Source organism: Enterobacter sp. 342 (assembly GCF_036663495.1).
Lineage (GTDB): Bacteria > Pseudomonadota > Gammaproteobacteria > Enterobacterales > Enterobacteriaceae > Enterobacter.
Genome location: NZ_JAWUEI010000005.1, coordinates 154,641 through 174,333, shown reverse-complemented (window position 1 = coordinate 174,333; position 19,693 = coordinate 154,641). Strand labels below are relative to the sequence as shown.

The 19,693-nt window shown below is 51.4% G+C and carries 18 protein-coding genes and 2 pseudogenes; 9 read left to right on the top strand and 11 right to left on the bottom strand.

The window, feature by feature from the left end:
- Positions 1-56: 56 nt before the first annotated feature.
- From yecR to V6E55_RS25770, 4 genes are all read right to left on the bottom strand, one after another.
- Positions 57-191, bottom strand: a complete 135-nt coding sequence (gene yecR, locus V6E55_RS06375; RefSeq protein WP_316942401.1) for a YecR family lipoprotein — start codon at positions 189-191, stop codon at positions 57-59.
- Between the two features lie 18 nt (positions 192-209).
- Positions 210-377 (bottom strand): YecR-like lipofamily protein, encoded by a 168-nt coding sequence (locus V6E55_RS06370; RefSeq protein WP_236921692.1) that lies wholly within the window; start codon positions 375-377, stop codon positions 210-212.
- A 282-nt stretch (positions 378-659) separates the two neighbouring features.
- Complete coding sequence (locus V6E55_RS06365) at positions 660-1,331, bottom strand: hypothetical protein (RefSeq protein WP_129996615.1); 672 nt, start codon at positions 1,329-1,331, stop codon at positions 660-662.
- 287 nt (positions 1,332-1,618) lie between these two features.
- Positions 1,619-1,801: a hypothetical protein gene (locus tag V6E55_RS25770; protein ID WP_410493437.1), complete on the bottom strand. Its 183-nt coding sequence runs from the start codon at positions 1,799-1,801 to the stop codon at positions 1,619-1,621.
- On the opposite strand from V6E55_RS25770, the pseudogene V6E55_RS06360 reads away from it, so the two are divergent.
- Positions 1,715-2,080, top strand: a pseudogene (locus V6E55_RS06360) (radical SAM family heme chaperone HemW); the annotation flags it as partial. The gene V6E55_RS25770 and the pseudogene V6E55_RS06360 overlap by 87 nt on opposite strands.
- 105 nt (positions 2,081-2,185) lie before the next feature.
- Here V6E55_RS06360 and ansB read toward each other — a convergent pair.
- Positions 2,186-3,232: an L-asparaginase 2 gene (ansB, locus tag V6E55_RS06355; protein ID WP_129996613.1), complete on the bottom strand. Its 1,047-nt coding sequence runs from the start codon at positions 3,230-3,232 to the stop codon at positions 2,186-2,188.
- Positions 3,233-3,328: 96 nt separating this feature from the next.
- Between ansB and V6E55_RS06350 the strand changes: the two are divergent.
- A pseudogene (locus V6E55_RS06350) lies at positions 3,329-3,636 on the top strand (antirestriction protein); the annotation flags it as partial.
- A 374-nt stretch (positions 3,637-4,010) separates the two neighbouring features.
- A complete protein-coding gene (locus V6E55_RS06345; protein ID WP_041911130.1) occupies positions 4,011-4,325 on the top strand; it encodes a hypothetical protein in 315 nt (104 codons plus the stop codon).
- Here V6E55_RS06345 and V6E55_RS06340 read toward each other — a convergent pair.
- The 5 genes from V6E55_RS06340 to V6E55_RS06320 all read right to left on the bottom strand — a co-directional run bounded on the left by V6E55_RS06340 (position 4,322) and on the right by V6E55_RS06320 (position 11,640).
- Positions 4,322-5,128: a DUF4225 domain-containing protein gene (locus V6E55_RS06340; protein WP_316942400.1), complete on the bottom strand. Its 807-nt coding sequence runs from the start codon at positions 5,126-5,128 to the stop codon at positions 4,322-4,324. The two genes, V6E55_RS06345 and V6E55_RS06340, sit on opposite strands and share 4 nt — an antisense overlap.
- Positions 5,129-5,785: 657 nt before the next feature.
- The gene (locus V6E55_RS06335) at positions 5,786-7,717 is read right to left on the bottom strand and encodes a putative bifunctional diguanylate cyclase/phosphodiesterase (protein ID WP_129996610.1); all 1,932 of its coding nucleotides are present in this window, start codon (positions 7,715-7,717) and stop codon (positions 5,786-5,788) included.
- Positions 7,718-7,734: 17 nt separating this feature from the next.
- Positions 7,735-8,229: a molybdopterin-dependent oxidoreductase gene (locus V6E55_RS06330; protein WP_114977874.1), complete on the bottom strand. Its 495-nt coding sequence runs from the start codon at positions 8,227-8,229 to the stop codon at positions 7,735-7,737.
- 396 nt (positions 8,230-8,625) lie between these two features.
- Complete coding sequence (locus tag V6E55_RS06325) at positions 8,626-10,410, bottom strand: diguanylate cyclase (RefSeq protein ID WP_316942399.1); 1,785 nt, start codon at positions 10,408-10,410, stop codon at positions 8,626-8,628.
- 120 nt (positions 10,411-10,530) lie between these two features.
- Positions 10,531-11,640: an AI-2E family transporter gene (locus V6E55_RS06320; protein WP_114977884.1), complete on the bottom strand. Its 1,110-nt coding sequence runs from the start codon at positions 11,638-11,640 to the stop codon at positions 10,531-10,533.
- 341 nt (positions 11,641-11,981) lie between these two features.
- Here V6E55_RS06320 and mmuP point away from each other — a divergent pair, with 341 nt between their 5' ends.
- The 6 genes from mmuP to tauD all read left to right on the top strand — a co-directional run bounded on the left by mmuP (position 11,982) and on the right by tauD (position 17,891).
- On the top strand, positions 11,982-13,382 hold the full coding sequence (gene mmuP, locus V6E55_RS06315) for an S-methylmethionine permease (protein WP_114977885.1): 1,401 nt from the start codon (positions 11,982-11,984) through the stop codon (positions 13,380-13,382).
- Positions 13,369-14,301 (top strand): homocysteine S-methyltransferase, encoded by a 933-nt coding sequence (gene mmuM / locus V6E55_RS06310; protein ID WP_316942398.1) that lies wholly within the window; start codon positions 13,369-13,371, stop codon positions 14,299-14,301. The genes mmuP and mmuM overlap by 14 nt, the downstream gene beginning before the upstream one ends.
- A gap of 177 nt (positions 14,302-14,478) precedes the next feature.
- Positions 14,479-15,441 carry a taurine ABC transporter substrate-binding protein gene (gene tauA / locus V6E55_RS06305; RefSeq protein WP_023293188.1) on the top strand — a complete coding sequence of 321 codons (963 nt, stop codon included), beginning with the start codon at positions 14,479-14,481 and terminating at the stop codon, positions 15,439-15,441.
- Positions 15,442-15,451: 10 nt separating this feature from the next.
- The gene (gene tauB, locus V6E55_RS06300; protein ID WP_236920306.1) at positions 15,452-16,219 is read left to right on the top strand and encodes a taurine ABC transporter ATP-binding subunit; all 768 of its coding nucleotides are present in this window, start codon (positions 15,452-15,454) and stop codon (positions 16,217-16,219) included.
- Positions 16,216-17,043, top strand: a complete 828-nt coding sequence (gene tauC, locus V6E55_RS06295) for a taurine ABC transporter permease TauC (RefSeq protein WP_114977889.1) — start codon at positions 16,216-16,218, stop codon at positions 17,041-17,043. The genes tauB and tauC overlap by 4 nt, the downstream gene beginning before the upstream one ends.
- Complete coding sequence (tauD, locus tag V6E55_RS06290) at positions 17,040-17,891, top strand: taurine dioxygenase (protein ID WP_114977890.1); 852 nt, start codon at positions 17,040-17,042, stop codon at positions 17,889-17,891. Before tauC ends, tauD begins: the two co-directional genes overlap by 4 nt.
- Positions 17,892-17,917: 26 nt before the next feature.
- Here tauD and V6E55_RS06285 read toward each other — a convergent pair whose 3' ends face one another.
- Complete coding sequence (locus V6E55_RS06285; protein ID WP_236920307.1) at positions 17,918-19,630, bottom strand: lysophospholipid acyltransferase family protein; 1,713 nt, start codon at positions 19,628-19,630, stop codon at positions 17,918-17,920.
- Positions 19,631-19,693: the final 63 nt, after the last annotated feature.

The following is a 19,693-nucleotide window of genomic DNA, read 5'->3' as shown; positions in this document are numbered from 1 at the left end:
GTCACTGCTGAAAATTCGTATCCCAAAAAATAAGGGGGCAACCCGCCCCCCGAATCTTACTTCTTCAAGTCACCAGTACATTGATATTCCATTGTGACCATTGTTACCATACATCCGCTTGAGGATGGTTGGGAACAAACTGAAGTATAACCGCCGAAAGGCTCAGCACCAGAATAGCCCATGCTGCGCAACGCTGTGCTACTGCTTGATCAGCCTTGCTGAACGTTGACTTTAGGTGATTCAAACATTCCAAAGGAATAACTCATTTTTACAGTCCCATCGGCCTTGCTACCACCAGTTGGAACCAGTTGTTTCTGTACAGCACACCCAGAGAGAAGCAGGGCTGAAACCGCCAACACCAATAAACTTTTAAGCATCTAAATCATCCCGTTTAATTGTTGTATTTAAGAGCGATTGCAATCTTGATCTGCTCCCCGTTGATCAATACACACCGATGTTAGTAATGTCTTCATATTGACCCTTCTGGTGTGTTTTCTCTGGGTATTTTCTGCGCAATCATTCTTGCGGGACGTTAATCTGTTAACTTTTTCTTATCATTGCGGCTATGTAATAATGGATTCTTAATCGACTCGATGAAGGACTCATCGAGTCGTATTAAAAACAAAGTGAGAACACTAAGTCGGGCTCAGTAGCGGGTATTACTGTTTTAGCAAGCGTGGAAGCTGATTATTCAGTTCAAGCAGGCAGCTATTCATATATTTTTCAGTTTCGCTGACAACTTTCTTATAATTGTTTGCATTCCAGTCGCTCAATGGGGCCTCGACAGGTGTTGGGGTACATTCTGCTACTGTAAATGCAGAGAACATATTCCCGCTTTCCGGGCGTTTATAAAACAGAACTTTATATTTTAGCTGATAAAGCGGCGTTGCAGCATTCGCATCTTTATAGATTAATGCCCAGGTCGCCTTACCAATATACAGTGGTTGTTTATAGAGGTGGCCATTCCCTTTTTCATTCATCCACTGAGTAATATTTTGTTTGGCTTTTGGAATAAACCAGTTGTTTGTTGGGTTCTCCAGGGTTTCGACTGTTGTTCCTTTATAGTTCTCTTTATCAAAATCACTACTGTTGATACTTCCGAGTAATGCACCGACCACCGCGATCCCCATACCAGTCGCTACATGACCCGGAGTTACTTCGCGTAAGTGACTATCGGCCACTCGATTGTTATTCAGTTCTGGAATGGCGGACACGCTGTAAATTTCAATTGAGCTACCATTTGCCGCCTTTACGGTGTCTGGTTTTACCGATCCTGCGCAGCCAGCAAGAATTAAAGATGCTGATACCATTGCTAAAAGACGTACTTTCATTTTATCTCCATATAATAATTTAACTTAAGTGGCTGTGTCGATTATCTGTGCCAGATATATCAGCTGATTTAACAAAAGGCTCTTTTCAGCCAGGTAAGATGTGCTGACGTAATTTCATATTGAGTATCGACTTGCCCGTTAATTACTTGAGCCATGTAGTCATATTTCTTTGACGGGCATCAAATTTGCTGGTGATATTAGTAACCACCGCTGTGTCTCAGCAATCCTCCCTGGTACCACCAGTAGAAAACCTTTGGCAAGAGAAGCCAACGGTTGCGGGCTAACGATTACCCCGTCTCCAGCATCGTGAAGCTCACAATACTCGCTTTTCCCAGCTCTTTTGCCTGATACAGGGCCACATCCGCCGCGCGCAGTATATTACTGGCGATCATCCCGGCATCAGCTGCGGCGCGTATGGTAAAGTTACGTTCCCCGATAGCCGCATTCTGCGCACCACCAAAACGCGCCATCCACGTGGCTATATGCAGGAGCGTTATATGAAAAGCCAGCTCAATGTGGAGCAGGTCGATAAACCGTTTGAATTTTTCATGAACCGATTCCGTCTGCCGGAAGCGGCTCCGTGGGCTAAATTTACGCAATATACGGGGTTGTCGGAGACGGTGATTCATCAGCCGCTTGATGAGGCCATTGCTCAGGGGGATCTGACCGAGAGTGAGACGTACTGGCAGATCACCCAGCACGGAAAACTGTTTTTAAACTCGCTGCCTGAACTGTTTCTCACCGGATAAGATCCTAAGTGCATTTGCCTGATAAAGCCATCCGGGAAACTGCCTGATAGCGCTGCGCTTATCATACCTAAAAGTCAAAGTGATAAGCGCAGCCGCCTTCAGCGATTAAAACTGATTAAACATTGTCTGGATCTGTTTCGGATCTTTAGTCTGCGTCAGCGCCAGTTGCAGCAGTACGCGTGCCTTCTGTGGGTTCAGGGAACCAGAGGCAACGAAACCGTACTTCGCATCATCGATTTCAGCATCCTGCGTGGTTGAACCCGTCGGTACGCGGGAAGAACGCACCACAACAGTCCCTTTATGCGCTGCGGTTGCCAGCGTATCGAAGACCGTTTTGTACAGGTTGCCGTTACCCACACCCGCGCTCACTATCCCATCATAACCCGCATCCACCAGCGCTTTTGCCGGCAGATCTGAAGCATTCGCGTAGTTATAAACGATACCGACCTTCGGCAGTTCATTCAGCTTAGAAACGTCGAACGGCGTGGAGGTGGTGTGCTTACGCGCAGGCGTACGCTGGTAGTCGATTTTACCGTTATGAATGTAGCCCAGCGGTCCGTAGTTTACGGATTTGAAGGTCGCCACATCGGTGGTGCTGGTTTTGGTCACGTCGCGCCCGTCAAGCACGGTGTCATTCATTACCACCAGCACGCCACGGCTGGCAGAGGCTTTATCCGCCGCGGTCACCACCGCGTTATAGAGGTTGAACGGACCGTCCGCGCTCATCCCGGTAGAAGGACGCATTGCGCCAACCAGCACCACTGGCTTATTGCACTTCACGGTTAGATCGAGGAAGTAAGCGGTCTCTTCCATGGTGTCGGTACCGTGGGTAATCACGAAGCCGTCGGTGCTGTCACACTCGTTATTGATCTTTTTCGCCAGGGTTAACCAGACGTCATCGTTCATATCCTGCGAACCGATATTGACGACCTGCTCACCCTTAACGTTAGCGATATCCTTAAGTTGAGGAACGGCTTTGACCAGATTCTCTACGCCAACTTTTCCCGCCGTATAGTTAGATTTGGTTGCGGAGTCACCGCCACCGGCAATCGTCCCGCCGGTCGCTAAAATGGTAACGTTCGGTAAGGCGAGCGTTGCACCGCTGAAACCCATTACCAGTGCTGCCAGTGCCGTTTTCCTGAAAAACTCCATGTTATTTCTCCAGTTACGTGAATTTATCGCATTATCCCAACCTCTTAGCTGAATAATGTGATTTCATCCAATTAACCAGACAAATGTATTTTTTAGATTTTTAAATTTAGAGGTAGATGTCGCTTCTACCCAAACCACCAGCAAAATCGCCGTTGCTACGTTTCTGAAAAACCTGCCAGTTCTTCGCCTGGACGGACCGCTTCTGCGCAGACTACTGCGGGGGTATCTGGAGTTTTTACACACTGAGTAACGGCGGTGCGTTTATGGCCCCGGAAACAAATGGAGATACCGATGAGAAGTTGGCGCTGTTTAACACCCTGAACGGCAATGGCGCAGAGATTACCAGTGAAGCTGCAGGGATAGTCGCCTGTCTGATGGCTTACAGCCACCACGCTTGTCGTACTTTTCATTGTAATGTCACTCTGCTGTACGGTGAGCGCTGGCAGATTCAGGGAGGGGATACTATGTCAAAAGCCAACAATGCAGCAACCACGAAGCGCAAGAGGAAATCAAATTAGCGCGAGCGGCTAACAACATATTTTAATCTACCGATCACGGCGCTAAATAGTTTGTATTGTTAGAAATCTAATAAATTGTACAAACATCATGTGATCGTTAACCTTAAATGGCCGAAACGTCCTGGCACCACCCAGAAGACAATAAAGGGGATAGAGTCTGCCGAAAAGTTTCGGCTGGATTGCTATAAAGTTCATCAGTATGATTGCTGGCACAATCAGTGATTGAGAAACAACTTCTGAGTGATAAAGGACGATACGATATGAAAGTGACTGATGAGGCGTTGTTACGTTCAGGGTTTACACCATCGGATTTGCAGAAGATAAAAAACAATGTTGAAAGCTATGGTGGAACGTTGGGGGAAGCGATTCAGGATCTGGCTAATCGATTCAGGGTTGTTTTATGGATAACATCGGCATGTCTGATGGTTTTTATCATTTTAGTGTTGTTTTCTGCGAAAGAAACCGTCGTAGGCGGTGGGATATCAATTCTGATCGCAATAGTCATCGTTGCATTTATTCAGCCGCCAGTCCTTTCTTACAAATCCTGGCGGTTCTGGAGAAAATTCAGAGGCTAATGGTTCGATGTGTCAGTAGAAAGCAGGTCAAATATTACTTTGGCCTTAAGTCCATACCCGACTATTTTCATTGTTAATTTTGGACGGCTCATCGTATCGACTTTGCGATAGAAATCACGGGGCATCCATTTAAATAGCCTCCACGCTTCGGGTCTTCTGGCTAATCCAAAGATGCTATATACACTTGCAGTTAACGTAATGGCGTTATAAGTCACAAGCCCTGTTTCAGGCTTGAAACCCATAAATTGGGCCGCTTCCATAGTGCCATCAGCCACAAATCCCTCTGTTTTATATTGTTTTCCATATATACCAGGAATAATTTCTTTTGACAGACCGTTAATGCCATCTGTGACAAGGATAGCCCCTGCCAGCATACCTAAAGGTGTCATTGTAGCGACCATCAACGCACCGCCAGCAATTGCCATTCCAGAAACCACAATGTGAATAACTGAAATCATGTAGCCGACGATTTTATTATTTTCCTTAACAAACTCGACCTTCGCGTAAAGCTGTGCGGACCTGGTTCTTAACAGACGCTCTTGTTCAAGCAGGTTGTCTGTTTCAGCACGCAGATTTTTGATGCATACGATACATTCTTCATCGGTTTTAGCCCGTCGTGCTGTTTCAAATTCTTTCTCTACAACCTGTTTTATCTCTCCAACAAACTTGATACGTGTTATCCCATCTTGCAAATAGAATGCTGATAACCGATTTGCTGTTTCGACGAGTTTCCGGGCTTCCAGATTCACCATGGTATCTGACCATGTTCTGTTCCTGCCCCTGTTGAGCAGTGCGATATCCATTAAAGACTCCTTCCCAAAATGTATCTGGTTATTTTACGTGCAATAAGGTCGAAGACAACAGGCAATGCTTTCCCAACGTCTGATTTTAGCGGAACTGTAGTGGCACACTGAATTTGGCCACCTGAACAGAGGTGATTTGCTCACCTAAGAACAACACCGGTACTCCAGTGAAAAGAAGAAATTTCAGCGCAGAGTTTAAACGTGTATCCGCTCACATGGCCCTTGACCAGTACCGGACCGTAGCAGCTGTGGCAACCCTGAGAGGCTTCAGAATATTACCGGCAGGGTCATGAAAGAGCAGGGCTGTGAGTTGTCAGCATCTCACCTGTAAGCACCCGTTTTAGTACGGCTTTCCCTATATACGAACAATCACTGCAGTTTCCTCTGACGCTGTGAAGTCAGAGAGGCAGGCATCGGCTGGAACTCCGCATCGGTATTACCCATTTTAGTAGCTGATGGGACTCTCCTGCTGTGAGATAATGCGTACGCAAACGGTTTCGTACCGTTTTCGACACATATATCTTGATGGAATTGATGCCTGGTTTTTTCATTCTGGACGCCGCCGTTCCCTGACGAGGCGTCTTTTTTTCCGTTACTAAAGCGTTAACGGATAATGAAAAAGTGCTGTGTAAGGCAGGAGAAAACGCTAAATGTGATTTAGCCGTTTTTGATTTTTAGGTCGACTTGAGATTGAGGTTTTCCGAACAGATACCCCTGCAGCAGATCGCAACCCAGAACCTGAAGACGTTCCAGTTGTTCTTCGGTTTCAACGCCTTCGGCAATGACCTTCATATTGAGGCTCTTTGCCATGCCCGCAATGAGCTTGACGATATTAAGAGCATCCTCTTTCGTAGATATAGAATTCACAAAGGATTTATCGATTTTTATTTTATCGAAATTAAGCTCACTGAGCCTTGATAGAGAGGAATATCCTGTCCCAAAATCATCAATGGAAATTTTCACACCCGTTGTTCTTAGTTTTTTTAGTATATTTATTGGGGCATTGATGTCTGTGAAGAGGGACGACTCTGTTACCTCTAACTCAAGACGGTTAGGCGGTAAACCCGTTTCTTTCAGAACAGACTGCACCATCGCGGTAAACGATTTGCTGCTCAACTGAACAGGTGAGACATTCACAGAAATCCTTGCCGGAACCGCCCAGGAGGCGGCTTCTCTGCAGGCAAGTTCAAGCACATATTTACCAATCTCGTTAATCATTCCTGTTTTTTCAGCGACAGAAATAAAGTAATCAGGTGACAGAATCCCTTTTGCAGGGTGTATCCAGCGAATCAACGCTTCATAGCCGTAAATTTCCTTGCTGAATGAATCGACAATAGGCTGGTAATAAACAACGAACTCATTGTTTTCTAATGCCAATACCATATCATGTTCAAGGGTTCTGCTTTCAAGCAGCTTTTGTAGCATCCGTTGGCGGAAGACTTTTATTTGTTGCGGGCCTTCTTTTTTGGCTTCATAGAGCGCCAGATCGGCAAATTTATAGAGATAATCAGAGCGTCGTTCATTGTCTGATAAAACGATACCCACACAGGTGGCAATTTTTATAAGTTGATTGTTAATCGTATAGGGCTGGCTAATCTCATCGCAGATTTCTTTGGCGCGTGAGAGTGCTGCTGTTTCGATTAAACCGCTGGACAGAAGCGCAAACTCGTCTCCGCCCAGACGGTAAAATGTCTCTGAATCGCAACTCATTGAAGTCAGACGGCGGGATACCTGACGTAACAGTAAATCGCCGGTGTCATGGCCGTAGGTATCGTTAACCTCTTTAAACCGGTCTAAATCAAATAACATTACCGTTACAGGGATATGGTTTTTATCTGCCTGAAGATTAATTTTGTTGAGATCGTCCCAGAAGTAAAGTCGGTTTTTCATCCCGGTGAGGGAATCATGGTAGACATCATATTCCAGCTTCGCATTCTGAATTTGCAGTGTTTCTTTTGATAACTGGAGCTCTTCCGCAAGGCTTTTAACCTGCATATGTGCTTTGAGAATATTTTTGTTCTGATAAATCATTAAAAACCCCAGGATGAAACTTAATATCACCAGGAGCAATGAAAGTGCAGAGTAAATATAATAAAGAATCTGTATTTTATAGTTCGATTCATTAACCGTGTTAATGTCTTTTGTTAATGCTGTTGCAGAAAGTTGACTCAGTGGTGCATCGAGCATATGCATATTTTTCAGGTATGCCTGTAACTCATGATGGCTCATTTTTTCAAGATTACCATCCAGATAGTTCAGTATTTGCTCTAAGCGTGAAGCGAGCTCCTGGTGCGCTTTATCGCTGTCAATATAGCGACCTAAATCCCCCCCTTTCATTAAATCGCCCTGGCTCAGCATAATTTCAAGGCGCATGCGGACCTGGTCTATCGTAACGTCATCGGTATCGGTTGCGTATAGACCAAGCCATGATTCAAAACGGTAATACTCAGATACCAGTTGGGCCACCGACCAGGACTCAGTATATTGAGTCAGTTTTTGCAACTCCTGCTGACGATCATAAACAAGGTATGCAATATATCCTGTCGTGATAAAAAGAGAAAAAATGATACCAACCAGTATCCTGTTCATTATGTTCTCCTGAACTACTACTCAATCTTCATTTTGCTAACCTGCCATGCTGATCGTGAGTAATAAATCTGATTATTCAACTCAGGAAGACTGTCATAGGGGTATACAATGAATGATGGACCTTTATCGCGGATGCGCATATATTCGCCATTGACCTTTAAGGCAAGTATGGCGTTGTATTTTTGGAAGTCACTGAGTGGGATGGTGGTAGAGTAATCATTGAGCGCGATAACATTAATGTTTGACCCCTTCGCACCCACATAATCCATGAGTTTGCTCATTGGAACACCCTCAAACTTAGTACGGCCATTATACCAGGGGGATGTTGTCTCAAAACTCACCATACCCAGTTTTTCAAGGCTGGCGAGATCAAACACTGCTTTTCCATTTTCATTGGTATTTTCTATATTACCGTAAATCGTTAAAATGGGTTTACCGACTGGTTTTGGCAGTTCACCAGCCCAGGTTACACTTTGCACCAGACAGCATAACAGCAGTAGCATTAATCGCATTTTGACCTCCACTTTTTACCAGAAGTATATGAATTATAATTTAGTTATCATACTAGTTTATATATTTTGTTGAGACGCTAATGTTTTTATACATTTTTTGTGTGTAAGCAAAGATAAATCAATGAGTTATGATTGTGAGGTGACAAGGTGTTTTCTGCTTAAAAACCGCTTAAGTTGTTGAGATAAACCAATGTTACTTGAATAAACCCATCCGCGTTTAAAAAACGATCGCTTTAATTGATTAATATTTGCTCACGCCACTGATTTTACCCGGCCTGGAAACGTAGAAAAACACTACACAATGGGTGCCGAACCCGTACGTTTATCCATCTGAGCGAGAACGTGTAAGCCACGTTGTTGCTGACGGGAAAAATTCATACCGGAAAATCTGTTTAATCAGCCTGCCTCCAGCATCCCAAAACTTACAATTCGCGCGCGGCCCAACTCTTTCGCCCGGTACAAGGCCACATCCGCAGCGCGCAGCAGGTTGTCACTCTGGGCATGTTGCGGGTAGCTGGCAATACCAATCGAAACATCCACCGGCCCAATTTCTGAAAGCCCGTAGCGAAGCGACAGCTCATGCACACCGTTGTAAATCTTCTGTGCGCAGGTGTGTGCCTCTTCCTCACCAGCACCGGCGAGCAGAACCAGGAACTCTTCTCCCCCGTAACGGAATGCCAGACCGTTTTCATGCACGGCCCGCTGGACAATCGACGCCACGCTTTTGATCACCTGATCGCCCGCTTCATGGCCGAAGCGGTCATTGATGCTCTTGAAGTGATCGATGTCGATCATCATGCAGCTTAACGGTTCACTGTTACGCATCGCCTGTGTCATTTGGGTTTGCAGGGTATCTTCCAGATGATGACGATTACGCAAACCGGTAAGCGGGTCAAACAAGGCTTTTTCCAGCAATGCGTCGCGTAGTCGCTGGTTGGCGAGCGCCAGACCGAGTGCTTCGGCCATCAGTTCCAGATACGCGCGGGAAGGGGCATTGTCCGCAGTGATATTCTGGAAGGAGAGCAAACCAATCGCCTCGCCCTGGGCAATAAGCGGCACACACAGTGAACTATTCGACTGTGACTCCGGCAGGTGGTAGCAGGCGATATCTGGCTCACCATTTACCGGCGGGTGGCTCTGCCCGCGACGCACGGCCCAGCACTCATCCGGATGGAATGTCATCTTTTCCCCGATTGGTGAAAGCCATTGTGCGACACAGCGCATTTGCCACGGATCGCGGTCAAGCACGTAGAGTTGGCCCGCTATCCCTGGCGCAATATTCGGTGCAAACAGCTCCGCCACGTTAATCACATCGTTAAAGTTCTCGCACCCTTGCAGTCGCTGGGTCATGCGCGCCAGCAACTCGCGGATGGCCCAGTCGGCATCGCGCTCTTTTTCCAGACGTTGTCGCGCTAGGCCATTTTCACGGAAGATGCGGATGGCTTGTGCCATATCACCGATCTCATCAATCTGGTTGAAGTTCGGCGTTTCAACCGCGTAATCCTGTGAGGCCAGGCGGTGTACCACATCACTCAGACGTACCACTGGGCGCAGCACGCGGCGTTTCAAGATAAAGCCGAGAACAAACAAGAACAGCAGGGCGGTCAGACCAACCATCAGCTCAGAAGCCGTACGCAGCGCTTTCGATTTTTTGGTTGCATCCTGAACGGAGGCGATGACGCGTTTGTCGAGGATCTGACGAAAATGATCGATCTGGTTCTGCGCGCGCTCCAGCTCCTGCTCATACGGGGTGCCATAGAGCAGGGCCACGGCCTGAGCGTCTTCTCCTCTTTCCAGGCTGGAAAGCGCGGTTTGCTGTTCGTCCTGCAGCTCATCAATAATTTTTAACCCTTCACGTAACAGAGACAGCTCATCATCCGTTGCACCATTGTCCCGCAGTTTCTCGAGTCGTAGTTCGATGCTCTTCAGGTTCTTCTCTGACTGGTTGTATTCCTTAAGCACCTGAGGATCTTTTTTGATGACGTACAGGCGCGCTATATCAGACTGTGCCCAGACATCGATTTCGATATCCTCCGTAAGTTCATCAAAACGCTGGCGCTGTTCAACGGCCTGACGTTCTATGGTGTCGGCATTGGACGCCATTAGCATGATGATGCCTGAGGCGATGGTCAGGCAGACCGTGGCACCATAGGCCCAGTTTGTTATCGTCGCGATTCGCACCTGGTGATCCTTTTACGACATGAGTAGGAGGGCGTTTTTTCAAATTATAGAAAACGTCTGATTTAAGGCGAAAAAAAAGGCGGCACAGTGCCGCCTGGTGTGGTCTTTATCGTCACATCCTCACAAATCTGGAGGGTTTTTTCCTTCTTCGATGAAATCCGCGTCCAGCTCTTCAGCATTACCTTCGTGATCGCGCCCGGAGAAGAGGTTCCAGCAGGCAATAAACAGCGCGGCGATCAGCGGGCCAATTACAAAGCCATTAATACCGTACAACTCCATGCCACCAAGAGTGGAGATCAAAATCAGATAGTCCGGCATTTTGGTGTCTTTTCCCACCAGCAGCGGGCGCAAGATATTGTCCACCAGCCCAACGATGATCACGAAGAAGCCTACAATAAACAGCCCTTGCCAGATTTGATGCGTGGCGAACAGGAAGATGGCGGCAGGCACCCAGACAATCGCCGAGCCGATGGCGGGCACCAGCGAGAGGAACGCCATCAGCGCGCCCCAGAGCACGCTACCGTCAATACCCGCGATAGCAAACGCAATCCCGCCGAGGATGCCCTGAACCACCGCCACCGCCGCTGTTCCTTTTACCGTGGCACGCGACACGCCGACGAATTTGGCGAACAGGTGCTGCTTGGCGAAATCCGACAGAGGGAGGGAGTCGAGGATCTGGCGCACCAGATACGGGCCGTCTTTCAGCAGGAAGAACAGCAGATAAAGCATGATGCCGAAGCTAATCGCAAAACCAAATGTTCCTTTGCCAATCAGAAACGCGCTGCCGGCCAGATACTGTCCACCCTGCAGGGCGACATCCGAGAGTTTTTTCTGGATTTGTGCCGCGTTGTTCAGGTTGTGATCTGCCAGGAAGCCGCTGGCCCAGTCCGGAAGGCGGTTGAACAGTCCTGCGACCACTTCCGGGAATTGTGTGTTGTTCTCCTGTAGCTTGGTGTAAACCACGTTCAGCTCAATGGCGAGTGAGGAGAGGATCACCATCAACGGGATAAACACAATCAGGCAGATGATGCCGATGGTCAGCAGCGAGGCCAAGCCGTTGCGATCCCCCAGCGCGGCGCGCAATCTGTTTTTTACTGGGTTAAAAATGACCGTCAGGATCGCGGCCCACAGTATCGCGGAGAAGTAGGGCGACAGCACATCGAAGAAAGCCCAGGTGACAAGGGCAAGGATAAAAATAAAGAAACCTTTGGTCAGTCCGTTAAAGCGCATCAGTCAGTCCAGGTTACTAAGAAACTGTGTCGACTATAGAACTGATTGTAAGAATTACCAACCTTACGCCGGGTGGCGGACAGTGTTGCGGTATGAATTCGCTCTTCACGGATACCACTTTCGACTGACCGAAGAGCGCCTCTTCCCGCACCATGCTGTAAGTATCTGCTTGCGGAGGTGCTTATGGCCTGGCGTCCGATTCTCTATGTGATCCTCACAACCCACCCCAGACTCAGCGCGCGGCGTGCCCGTTTGCGTCTGGTCATCTAGCTTTTTAGTAATAATCGCGGTATAACACACCTTCTTTGGATGTTTAGATGTCCATACGTATAGAAGGTAATATGCAAACACAACAAGAAAATGGGCAGCTTAAGCGCACCATGAAAACACGCCACCTGATTATGCTTTCACTGGGTGGCGTGATTGGGACAGGGTTATTCTTCAATACCGGTTACATTATTTCGACGACCGGGGCGGCAGGTACGCTGCTGGCGTACCTGATTGGCGCGCTGGTGGTCTGGCTGGTGATGCAGTGTCTGGGCGAACTCTCCGTCGCGATGCCAGAAACTGGCGCGTTCCACGTCTATGCCGCCCGCTATCTGGGTCCGGCGACGGGTTACACCGTGGCATGGCTGTACTGGCTGACCTGGACGGTGGCGCTCGGGTCGAGCTTTACTGCTGCCGGGTTCTGCATGCAGTACTGGTTCCCACAGGTGCCCGTCTGGGCGTGGTGCGTGGTGTTCTGCGCGGTGATTTTTGGCCTGAACGTGATCTCCACGCGCTTCTTCGCCGAGGGCGAGTTCTGGTTCTCGCTGGTCAAAGTGATCACCATCATCGCCTTTATTATTCTTGGTGGTGCGGCAATCTTTGGTTTTATCCCGATGCAGGACGGTTCGCCTGCGCCAGGCTTAACCAATATTACGGCTGAAGGCTGGTTCCCGCACGGTGGCCTGCCGATCCTGATGACCATGGTGGCGGTGAACTTTGCTTTCTCCGGCACAGAGCTTATCGGTATTGCAGCCGGAGAGACGGAAAATCCACATAAGGTGATTCCGGTCGCTATCCGTACCACCATCGCGCGCCTGATTATCTTCTTTATCGGTACCGTATTTGTACTGGCGGCGCTGATCCCGATGCAGCAGGCGGGAGTGGAAAAGAGTCCGTTCGTGCTGGTGTTTGAAAAAGTCGGGATCCCGTATGCTGCAGATATCTTTAACTTTGTGATTTTGACGGCGATCCTCTCGGCGGCCAACTCCGGGCTGTATGCTTCGGGCCGCATGCTGTGGTCGCTTTCGAACGAGAAAACGCTGCCGCGCTGTTTTGCTCGCGTTAATAAAAACGGCGTCCCGCTGGCGGCGCTCTCCGTTTCCATGCTTGGCGGCGTACTGGCGCTGTTCTCAAGTGTGGTGGCACCGGACACGGTGTTTGTGGCGCTGTCGGCGATTTCTGGCTTTGCGGTGGTGGCGGTGTGGATCAGCATCTGCGCGTCGCACTTTGTTTTCCGTCGTCGTCATTTACAGTCCGGCCAGCCTCTCTCGGCTTTGCAGTATCGGGCACCATGGTATCCGCTGGTGCCAGTGCTCGGTTTTATCCTCTGTGTGGTGGCCTGTGTCGGCCTGTGGTTTGACCCAAGCCAGCGCATTGCCCTTTATTGCGGGCTTCCGTTTGTTGCCCTGTGTTATGGTGCGTACTACCTGACCCGAAATATGACATCGCAGGAGCCTGAACATGTCGCAGAATAATCCGCTTACCGCCATCCTCGAAAAACAGCCATTTGTTGTACTGGACGGCGCGATGGCAACGGAGCTGGAAGCACGTGGTTGTAACCTTGCAGACAGCCTCTGGTCTGCCAAAGTGTTGGTCGAAAACCCGGATCTTATCCGTGAAGTTCACCTCGACTACTACCGGGCAGGCGCGCAGGTGGCGATCACCGCCAGCTATCAGGCCACGCCTGCGGGCTTTGCAGCGCGAGGTCTGGACGAGGTGCAATCCCGGGCGTTAATTGGCAAAAGCGTGGAACTGGCGCGTAAGGCGCGTGAAGCGTATCTGGCTGAAAATCCACATGCGGGTACGCTGCTGGTGGCCGGTTCCGTTGGGCCGTATGGTGCGTATCTGGCGGACGGCTCAGAGTATCGTGGTGACTATGTACGCAGCGAAGAAGAGTTCACTACCTTCCACCGTCCACGCGTAGAAGCGCTACTGGATGCGGGAGCGGATCTGTTGGCCTGCGAAACGCTGCCGTCTTTTGGGGAAATCAAGGCGCTGGCGGCACTTCTGGCCGAGTATCCGCGCGCGCGCGCGTGGTTCTCTTTAACCCTGCGCGACAGCGAGCACCTGAGCGACGGTACGCCGCTACGGGAAGTGATTGCAGAGCTGGTGCACTATCCGCAAATTGTGGCGCTGGGTATCAACTGTATCGCGCTGGAAAACACCACCGCGGCGCTGAAACACCTGCAAAGTCTGACCTCGCTGCCGCTGGTGGTCTATCCCAATTCTGGTGAACACTATGATGCGGTCACGAAAACCTGGCACCATCACGGTGAAGCGTGCGAGACGCTGGCAGGGTATTTGCCGCAGTGGCTGGACGCAGGGGCCAAATTAATCGGTGGATGCTGCCGGACCACGCCGAAAGATATTGCTGAGCTGAACGCGCAGCGCTGATGCCCTCACCCTGACCCTCTCCCACAGGGAGAGGGAAAAGCAACACCGCACAAAACCAACTATCCTTTCCCGTTTTTTTTCTAAAAACGAATCGTAATTAACGATTCTTTTTTATTCCTTTATCAAAATTCCCGCGCCGGAAATACTGCCCTCATAACAACAAGGGGAGCAGGCACTATGGCAATTTCATCGCGAATCACACTTCTCGGCGCACTGGCGCTGTGGGCATTTCAGGCGCAGGCGGTGGACGTCACCGTCGCCTATCAAACCTCTGCGGAACCAGCAAAAGTCGCGCAGGCGGATAACACCTTTGCCAAAGAGAGCGGGGCGAAAGTCGACTGGCGTAAATTCGACAGCGGCGCGTCCGTCGTGCGCGCGTTAGCATCCGGCGATGTGCAGATCGGCAATATAGGATCCAGCCCGTTGGCGGTAGCCGCCAGCCAGCAGGTGCCGATTGAAGTCTTCCTGCTCGCGTCTCAACTGGGTAACTCTGAAGCGCTGGTGGTGAAGAAAAACATCACTAAGCCGGAAGATCTGATTGGCAAGCGTATTGCCGTACCATTCATTTCAACCACCCACTACAGCCTGCTGGCGGCGCTCAAGCACTGGGGCATCAAACCGGGCCAGGTGCAAATTATCAACCTGCAACCACCAGCAATTATCGCGGCCTGGCAGCGCGGCGATATTGACGGCGCGTATGTCTGGGCACCGGCTGTCAACGAGCTGGAAAAAGATGGCACCGTGCTGACCGACTCAGAAAAAGTGGGCCAGTGGGGCGCACCAACCCTCGACGTTTGGGTCGTACGCAAAGACTTTGCCGAGAAACACCCTGAGGTGGTGAAAGCCTTCGCCAAAAGTGCGATTGACGCCCAGCAGCCCTATATCAGCAACCCTGATGAATGGCTGAAGCAGCCCGCCAACCTGGAAAAACTCTCCCGCCTGAGCGGCGTGCCGGAAGCGGACGTTCCAGGGCTGGTGAAAGGCAATACCTATCTGACGCCCGCGCAACAGGTGCAGCAGCTGACCGGGCCGGTGAACAAAGCGATTGTGGATACCGCTACCTTCCTGAAAGAGCAGGGCAAAGTGCCTGCGGTAGCCGCGGATTACAGCCAGTACGTAACCGATCGTTTTGTGAAATAAGGAGTCCGCCATGCTGAATATTACGAACCTGCACGCCGATTACGGCGGTAAACCCGCGCTGGAGGATATCAACCTGACGCTGGACAGCGGTGAACTGCTGGTGGTGCTGGGCCCGTCCGGGTGCGGAAAAACCACGCTGCTGAATCTGATCGCCGGGTTTGTCCCTTATCAGCATGGCACCATTCAACTGGAAGGCAAAAAAGTGGAAGGCCCGGGCGCCGAGCGCGGCGTGGTCTTCCAGAACGAAGGATTACTTCCCTGGCGCAACGTGCAGGAAAACGTGGCATTTGGGCTACAGCTTGCGGGTATCAATCGCGAACAGCGGCTGGAAACGGCACGGACGATGCTGAAAAAAGTGGGGCTGGAAGGGGCGGAAAAACGCTTTATCTGGCAGCTTTCCGGCGGTCAGCGGCAGCGCGTAGGTATTGCCCGCGCGCTGGCAGCGAATCCACAGCTATTGCTGCTGGACGAGCCGTTCGGGGCGCTGGATGCCTTCACCCGTGAGCAGATGCAAACTCTGCTACTGCGCCTGTGGCATGAGACGGGCAAGCAGGTGCTGTTGATTACCCACGATATCGAAGAGGCGGTGTTTATGGCGACAGAACTGGTGCTGTTATCGCCAGGGCCAGGCCGTGTGCTGGAACGCCTGCCGCTTGAGTTTGCCCGTCGCTATGTGGCGGGTGAACCGGTGCGTAGCATCAAATCCGACCCGCGGTTTATTGAACAGCGTGAATACGTTTTAAGCCGCGTGTTTGAACAACGGGAGGCGTTCTCATGAGCATCGTTTTCAGTGAAAAAACACGCCGTGCGCGCCCCGCATTACGCTGGCCGTTCCCTCGCCAGCTCACACTGAGCGTCGGCACGCTACTGGTTTTACTGGCGGTGTGGTGGGTGGTGGCCGCTCAGCAGTGGATTAGCCCGCTGTTTCTGCCGCCGCCGGGACAGGTGCTGGCGAAACTCATCACCATCGCCGGGCCGCAGGGGTTTATGGATGCCACACTCTGGCAGCATTTAGGTGCAAGTCTGGCGCGCATTCTGGTGGCGCTGCTGGCGGCGGTCATCATTGGTATTCCCGTAGGGATCGCGATGGGGCTGAGCCCGACGGTGCGCGGCATTCTCGACCCGCTGATTGAGCTTTACCGCCCGGTGCCGCCGCTGGCGTACCTGCCGCTGATGGTGATCTGGTTCGGAATCGGTGAAACGTCAAAAATCCTGCTGATCTATCTGGCGATTTTCGCACCCGTTGCCATGTCCGCGCTGGCGGGCGTGAAGAGCGCCCAGCAGGTGCGGATCCGCGCGGCGCAGTCTCTGGGGGCAAGCCGGACGCAGGTACTGTTGTTCGTAATTTTACCGGGAGCGTTGCCGGAAATTTTAACCGGGCTGCGCATTGGTCTGGGGGTTGGCTGGTCAACGCTGGTGGCGGCGGAGCTGATTGCGGCGACCCGTGGTCTTGGATTTATGGTGCAGTCTGCCGGAGAGTTTCTGGCGACTGACGTGGTACTGGCAGGAATTGCGGTGATCGCTGTGATCGCCTTTGGATTAGAACTGGGACTGCGCGCGTTACAGCGCCGCCTGACGCCCTGGCATGGAGAAATACAATGAGTGAACGTCTGACCATCACCCCGCTGGGGCCGTACATTGGGGCGCAAGTGTCGGGGCTGGATGTGACCCGCCCGCTGAGCGATAACCAGTTTGAACAGCTGTATCACGCGGTGCTGCGCCATCAGGTGGTCTTCCTGCGCGAACAGGCCATCACCCCACAGCAGCAGCGCGCCCTGGCACTGCGTTTTGGTGATCTGCATATCCACCCCGTTTACCCGCATGCGGAAGGCGTGGAGGAGATTATCGTGCTCGACACGCATAACGATAATCCACCAGACAACGACAACTGGCACACTGATGTGACGTTTATCGAGACACCTCCTGCAGGGGCGATTCTGGCGGCGAAACTGCTGCCGGAAACCGGCGGCGATACACTGTGGGCCAGCGGCATTGCAGCCTTTGAAGCGCTCTCCGCGCCGTTCCGGACGCTGCTGAGCGGCTTGCGGGCGGAGCATGACTTCAAAAAATCGTTCCAGGAGTACAAGTACCGTAAGAGCGAAGAAGAACATCAGCGCTGGCAGGAAGCGGTTGCAAAGCATCCACCGTTGCTACATCCGGTCGTGCGTACTCATCCGGTGACGGGCAAGCAGGCGCTGTTCGTCAACGAAGGGTTCACCACGCGAATTGTGGACGTGACGGAAAAAGAGAGCGAGGCGTTGTTGAGTTTCCTGTTTACGCATATCACTAAACCGGAATTTCAGGTGCGCTGGCGCTGGCAGGAGAACGATCTGGCGATCTGGGATAACCGCGTGACGCAGCATTACGCCAATGCGGATTACCTGCCGCAGCGCCGGATTATGCAGCGGGCAACGATTTTGGGGGATAAGCCGTTTTACCGTGCGCCTTGATCCCCTCATACCTGGCCCTCTTCCTTTTAGGGAGAGGGTTGTAAATGTGCCTCAATATACCGCTGGTAGCGGTTCGCCTTCAGGTAACACAAATCCACCAGCACCAGTCCGTCGACACAGTCGTTAAATGTCGGGTCGCTGCCGAAATCAATAAACTGCACGCCGCCGGGTTCGCAAAGTTCGGAATATTGTTTGTAGAGTGGCGGAATGCCACAGCCCAGATTGCCGAGCAGGGATTTCAGTTTTGTCAGATCATCCACGTAATCCACACCGCCAAACTGCGCGAGCACGTCCGGCAGCGATGCCGGGTACGGCTGACGTGAGGCGGCTAATGGATGCGTCGCCGGGAACCACAGGCGGTAAAACGCCACCAGCAGATCCCGTGCGGCAGGAGGTAAGCCACCGGAAATGGAGACCGGGCCAAACAGGTAGCGATAGTGCGGATAACGCGCCAGGTATGCCCCAATGCCGGACCACAAATAATCCAGGCCACGGCGTCCCCAGTAACGCGGCTGAATAAAGCTACGTCCCAGTTCAATGCCGTGCTCCAGCACATCCTGCATTTTGTCGTCGTAGTGGAAAAGGCTGTAGCTGTACAACCCTTCCAGACCCCGTCGCTCAACCTGGCTGGCGGTAGGCATAAAGCGATACGCACCGACGATCTCCAGATCTTCATCATCCCACAAGATCAGGTGCAGATAATCATCATCGTAACGGTCGGTGTCCCGGCGTTTACCGCTCCCTTCTTCCACCGCGCGAAAGGCAATCTCGCGCAGACGGCCCAGCTCACGCAGCAGCGGGACATCTTCCTGACCGTTACGCTGCCAAAGATAGATGGTTTTACCGTCACTGGTTTTGCCCAGACATTCGGCCTGCGCCAGCGCTCGTTTCAGAGTGGCCCGGTCTTCCGGGCGGGCGATAGCACACTGAGTTTTAAAAACGCCAGGCACTCCCTTGCCAAGACGCATCACGTGCTGTCGGCACTGCTCGGCCATCTCACGCGACGAAAGGGTGGCGCTATGCCAGTGCTGCCACGCAATCTGCTGGCCAATTTTAATCGGCAACTGGCTATGGCGGCGGCGGAACATCTGCTGCATGAGCAACAGCATCGACAGCGTCGGGGATACCAGCGTGCTGGCATAAAAGAGCAGGCTGTTATGCGCCTGAATATGCACCGGTAGCAGCGGGGCGCGCAGTTTACTGGCGAGCTTGATAAAGCCAGAGTGCCATTTTTTATCGCGAATACCCTTACGCGTGGGCCGCGAAACTTCTCCCGCCGGGAAGAAGATCAGCACGCCTGCGTTTTGCAGATGCTGTTCCATCTGGACCAGGGATGTTTTCGCCGTCCTGCCACCCATATTATCCACAGGAATAAACAGCGAACTGAGTGGCTCAAGGTGAGTCAGCATCCGGTTGGTCACGACTTTGACATCGCGTCGTACCCTGGAGACGGCGTACAACAGCGCCAGCCCGTCAAGCGTACCCGTCGGGTGGTTGGCAATAATGACCAGTGGGCCATGTTCGGGGATTTGTTCGAGATCGCGGGCGGAAACGGTGCAGAGAATATCAAGGTGCTCCAGAACTTGCTCCACCATATCCAGACCTTTCAGGTGGCGGTGTGCTGCGGCAAATTGCTGGAATTCGTCTTCGTAAAACAGTCTTTTTAACAGACTTTTTTGCCAGGGTGCAGGCCTCGCCTGAGGCCAAAGATCGTCGAGAACGCTATCGAGGCTAAACATGATTACTCCTCCTGCCGTCTTGCGAAGACAGTAGAAGGAGCAGATGTCGGTTGTATTGCAGTT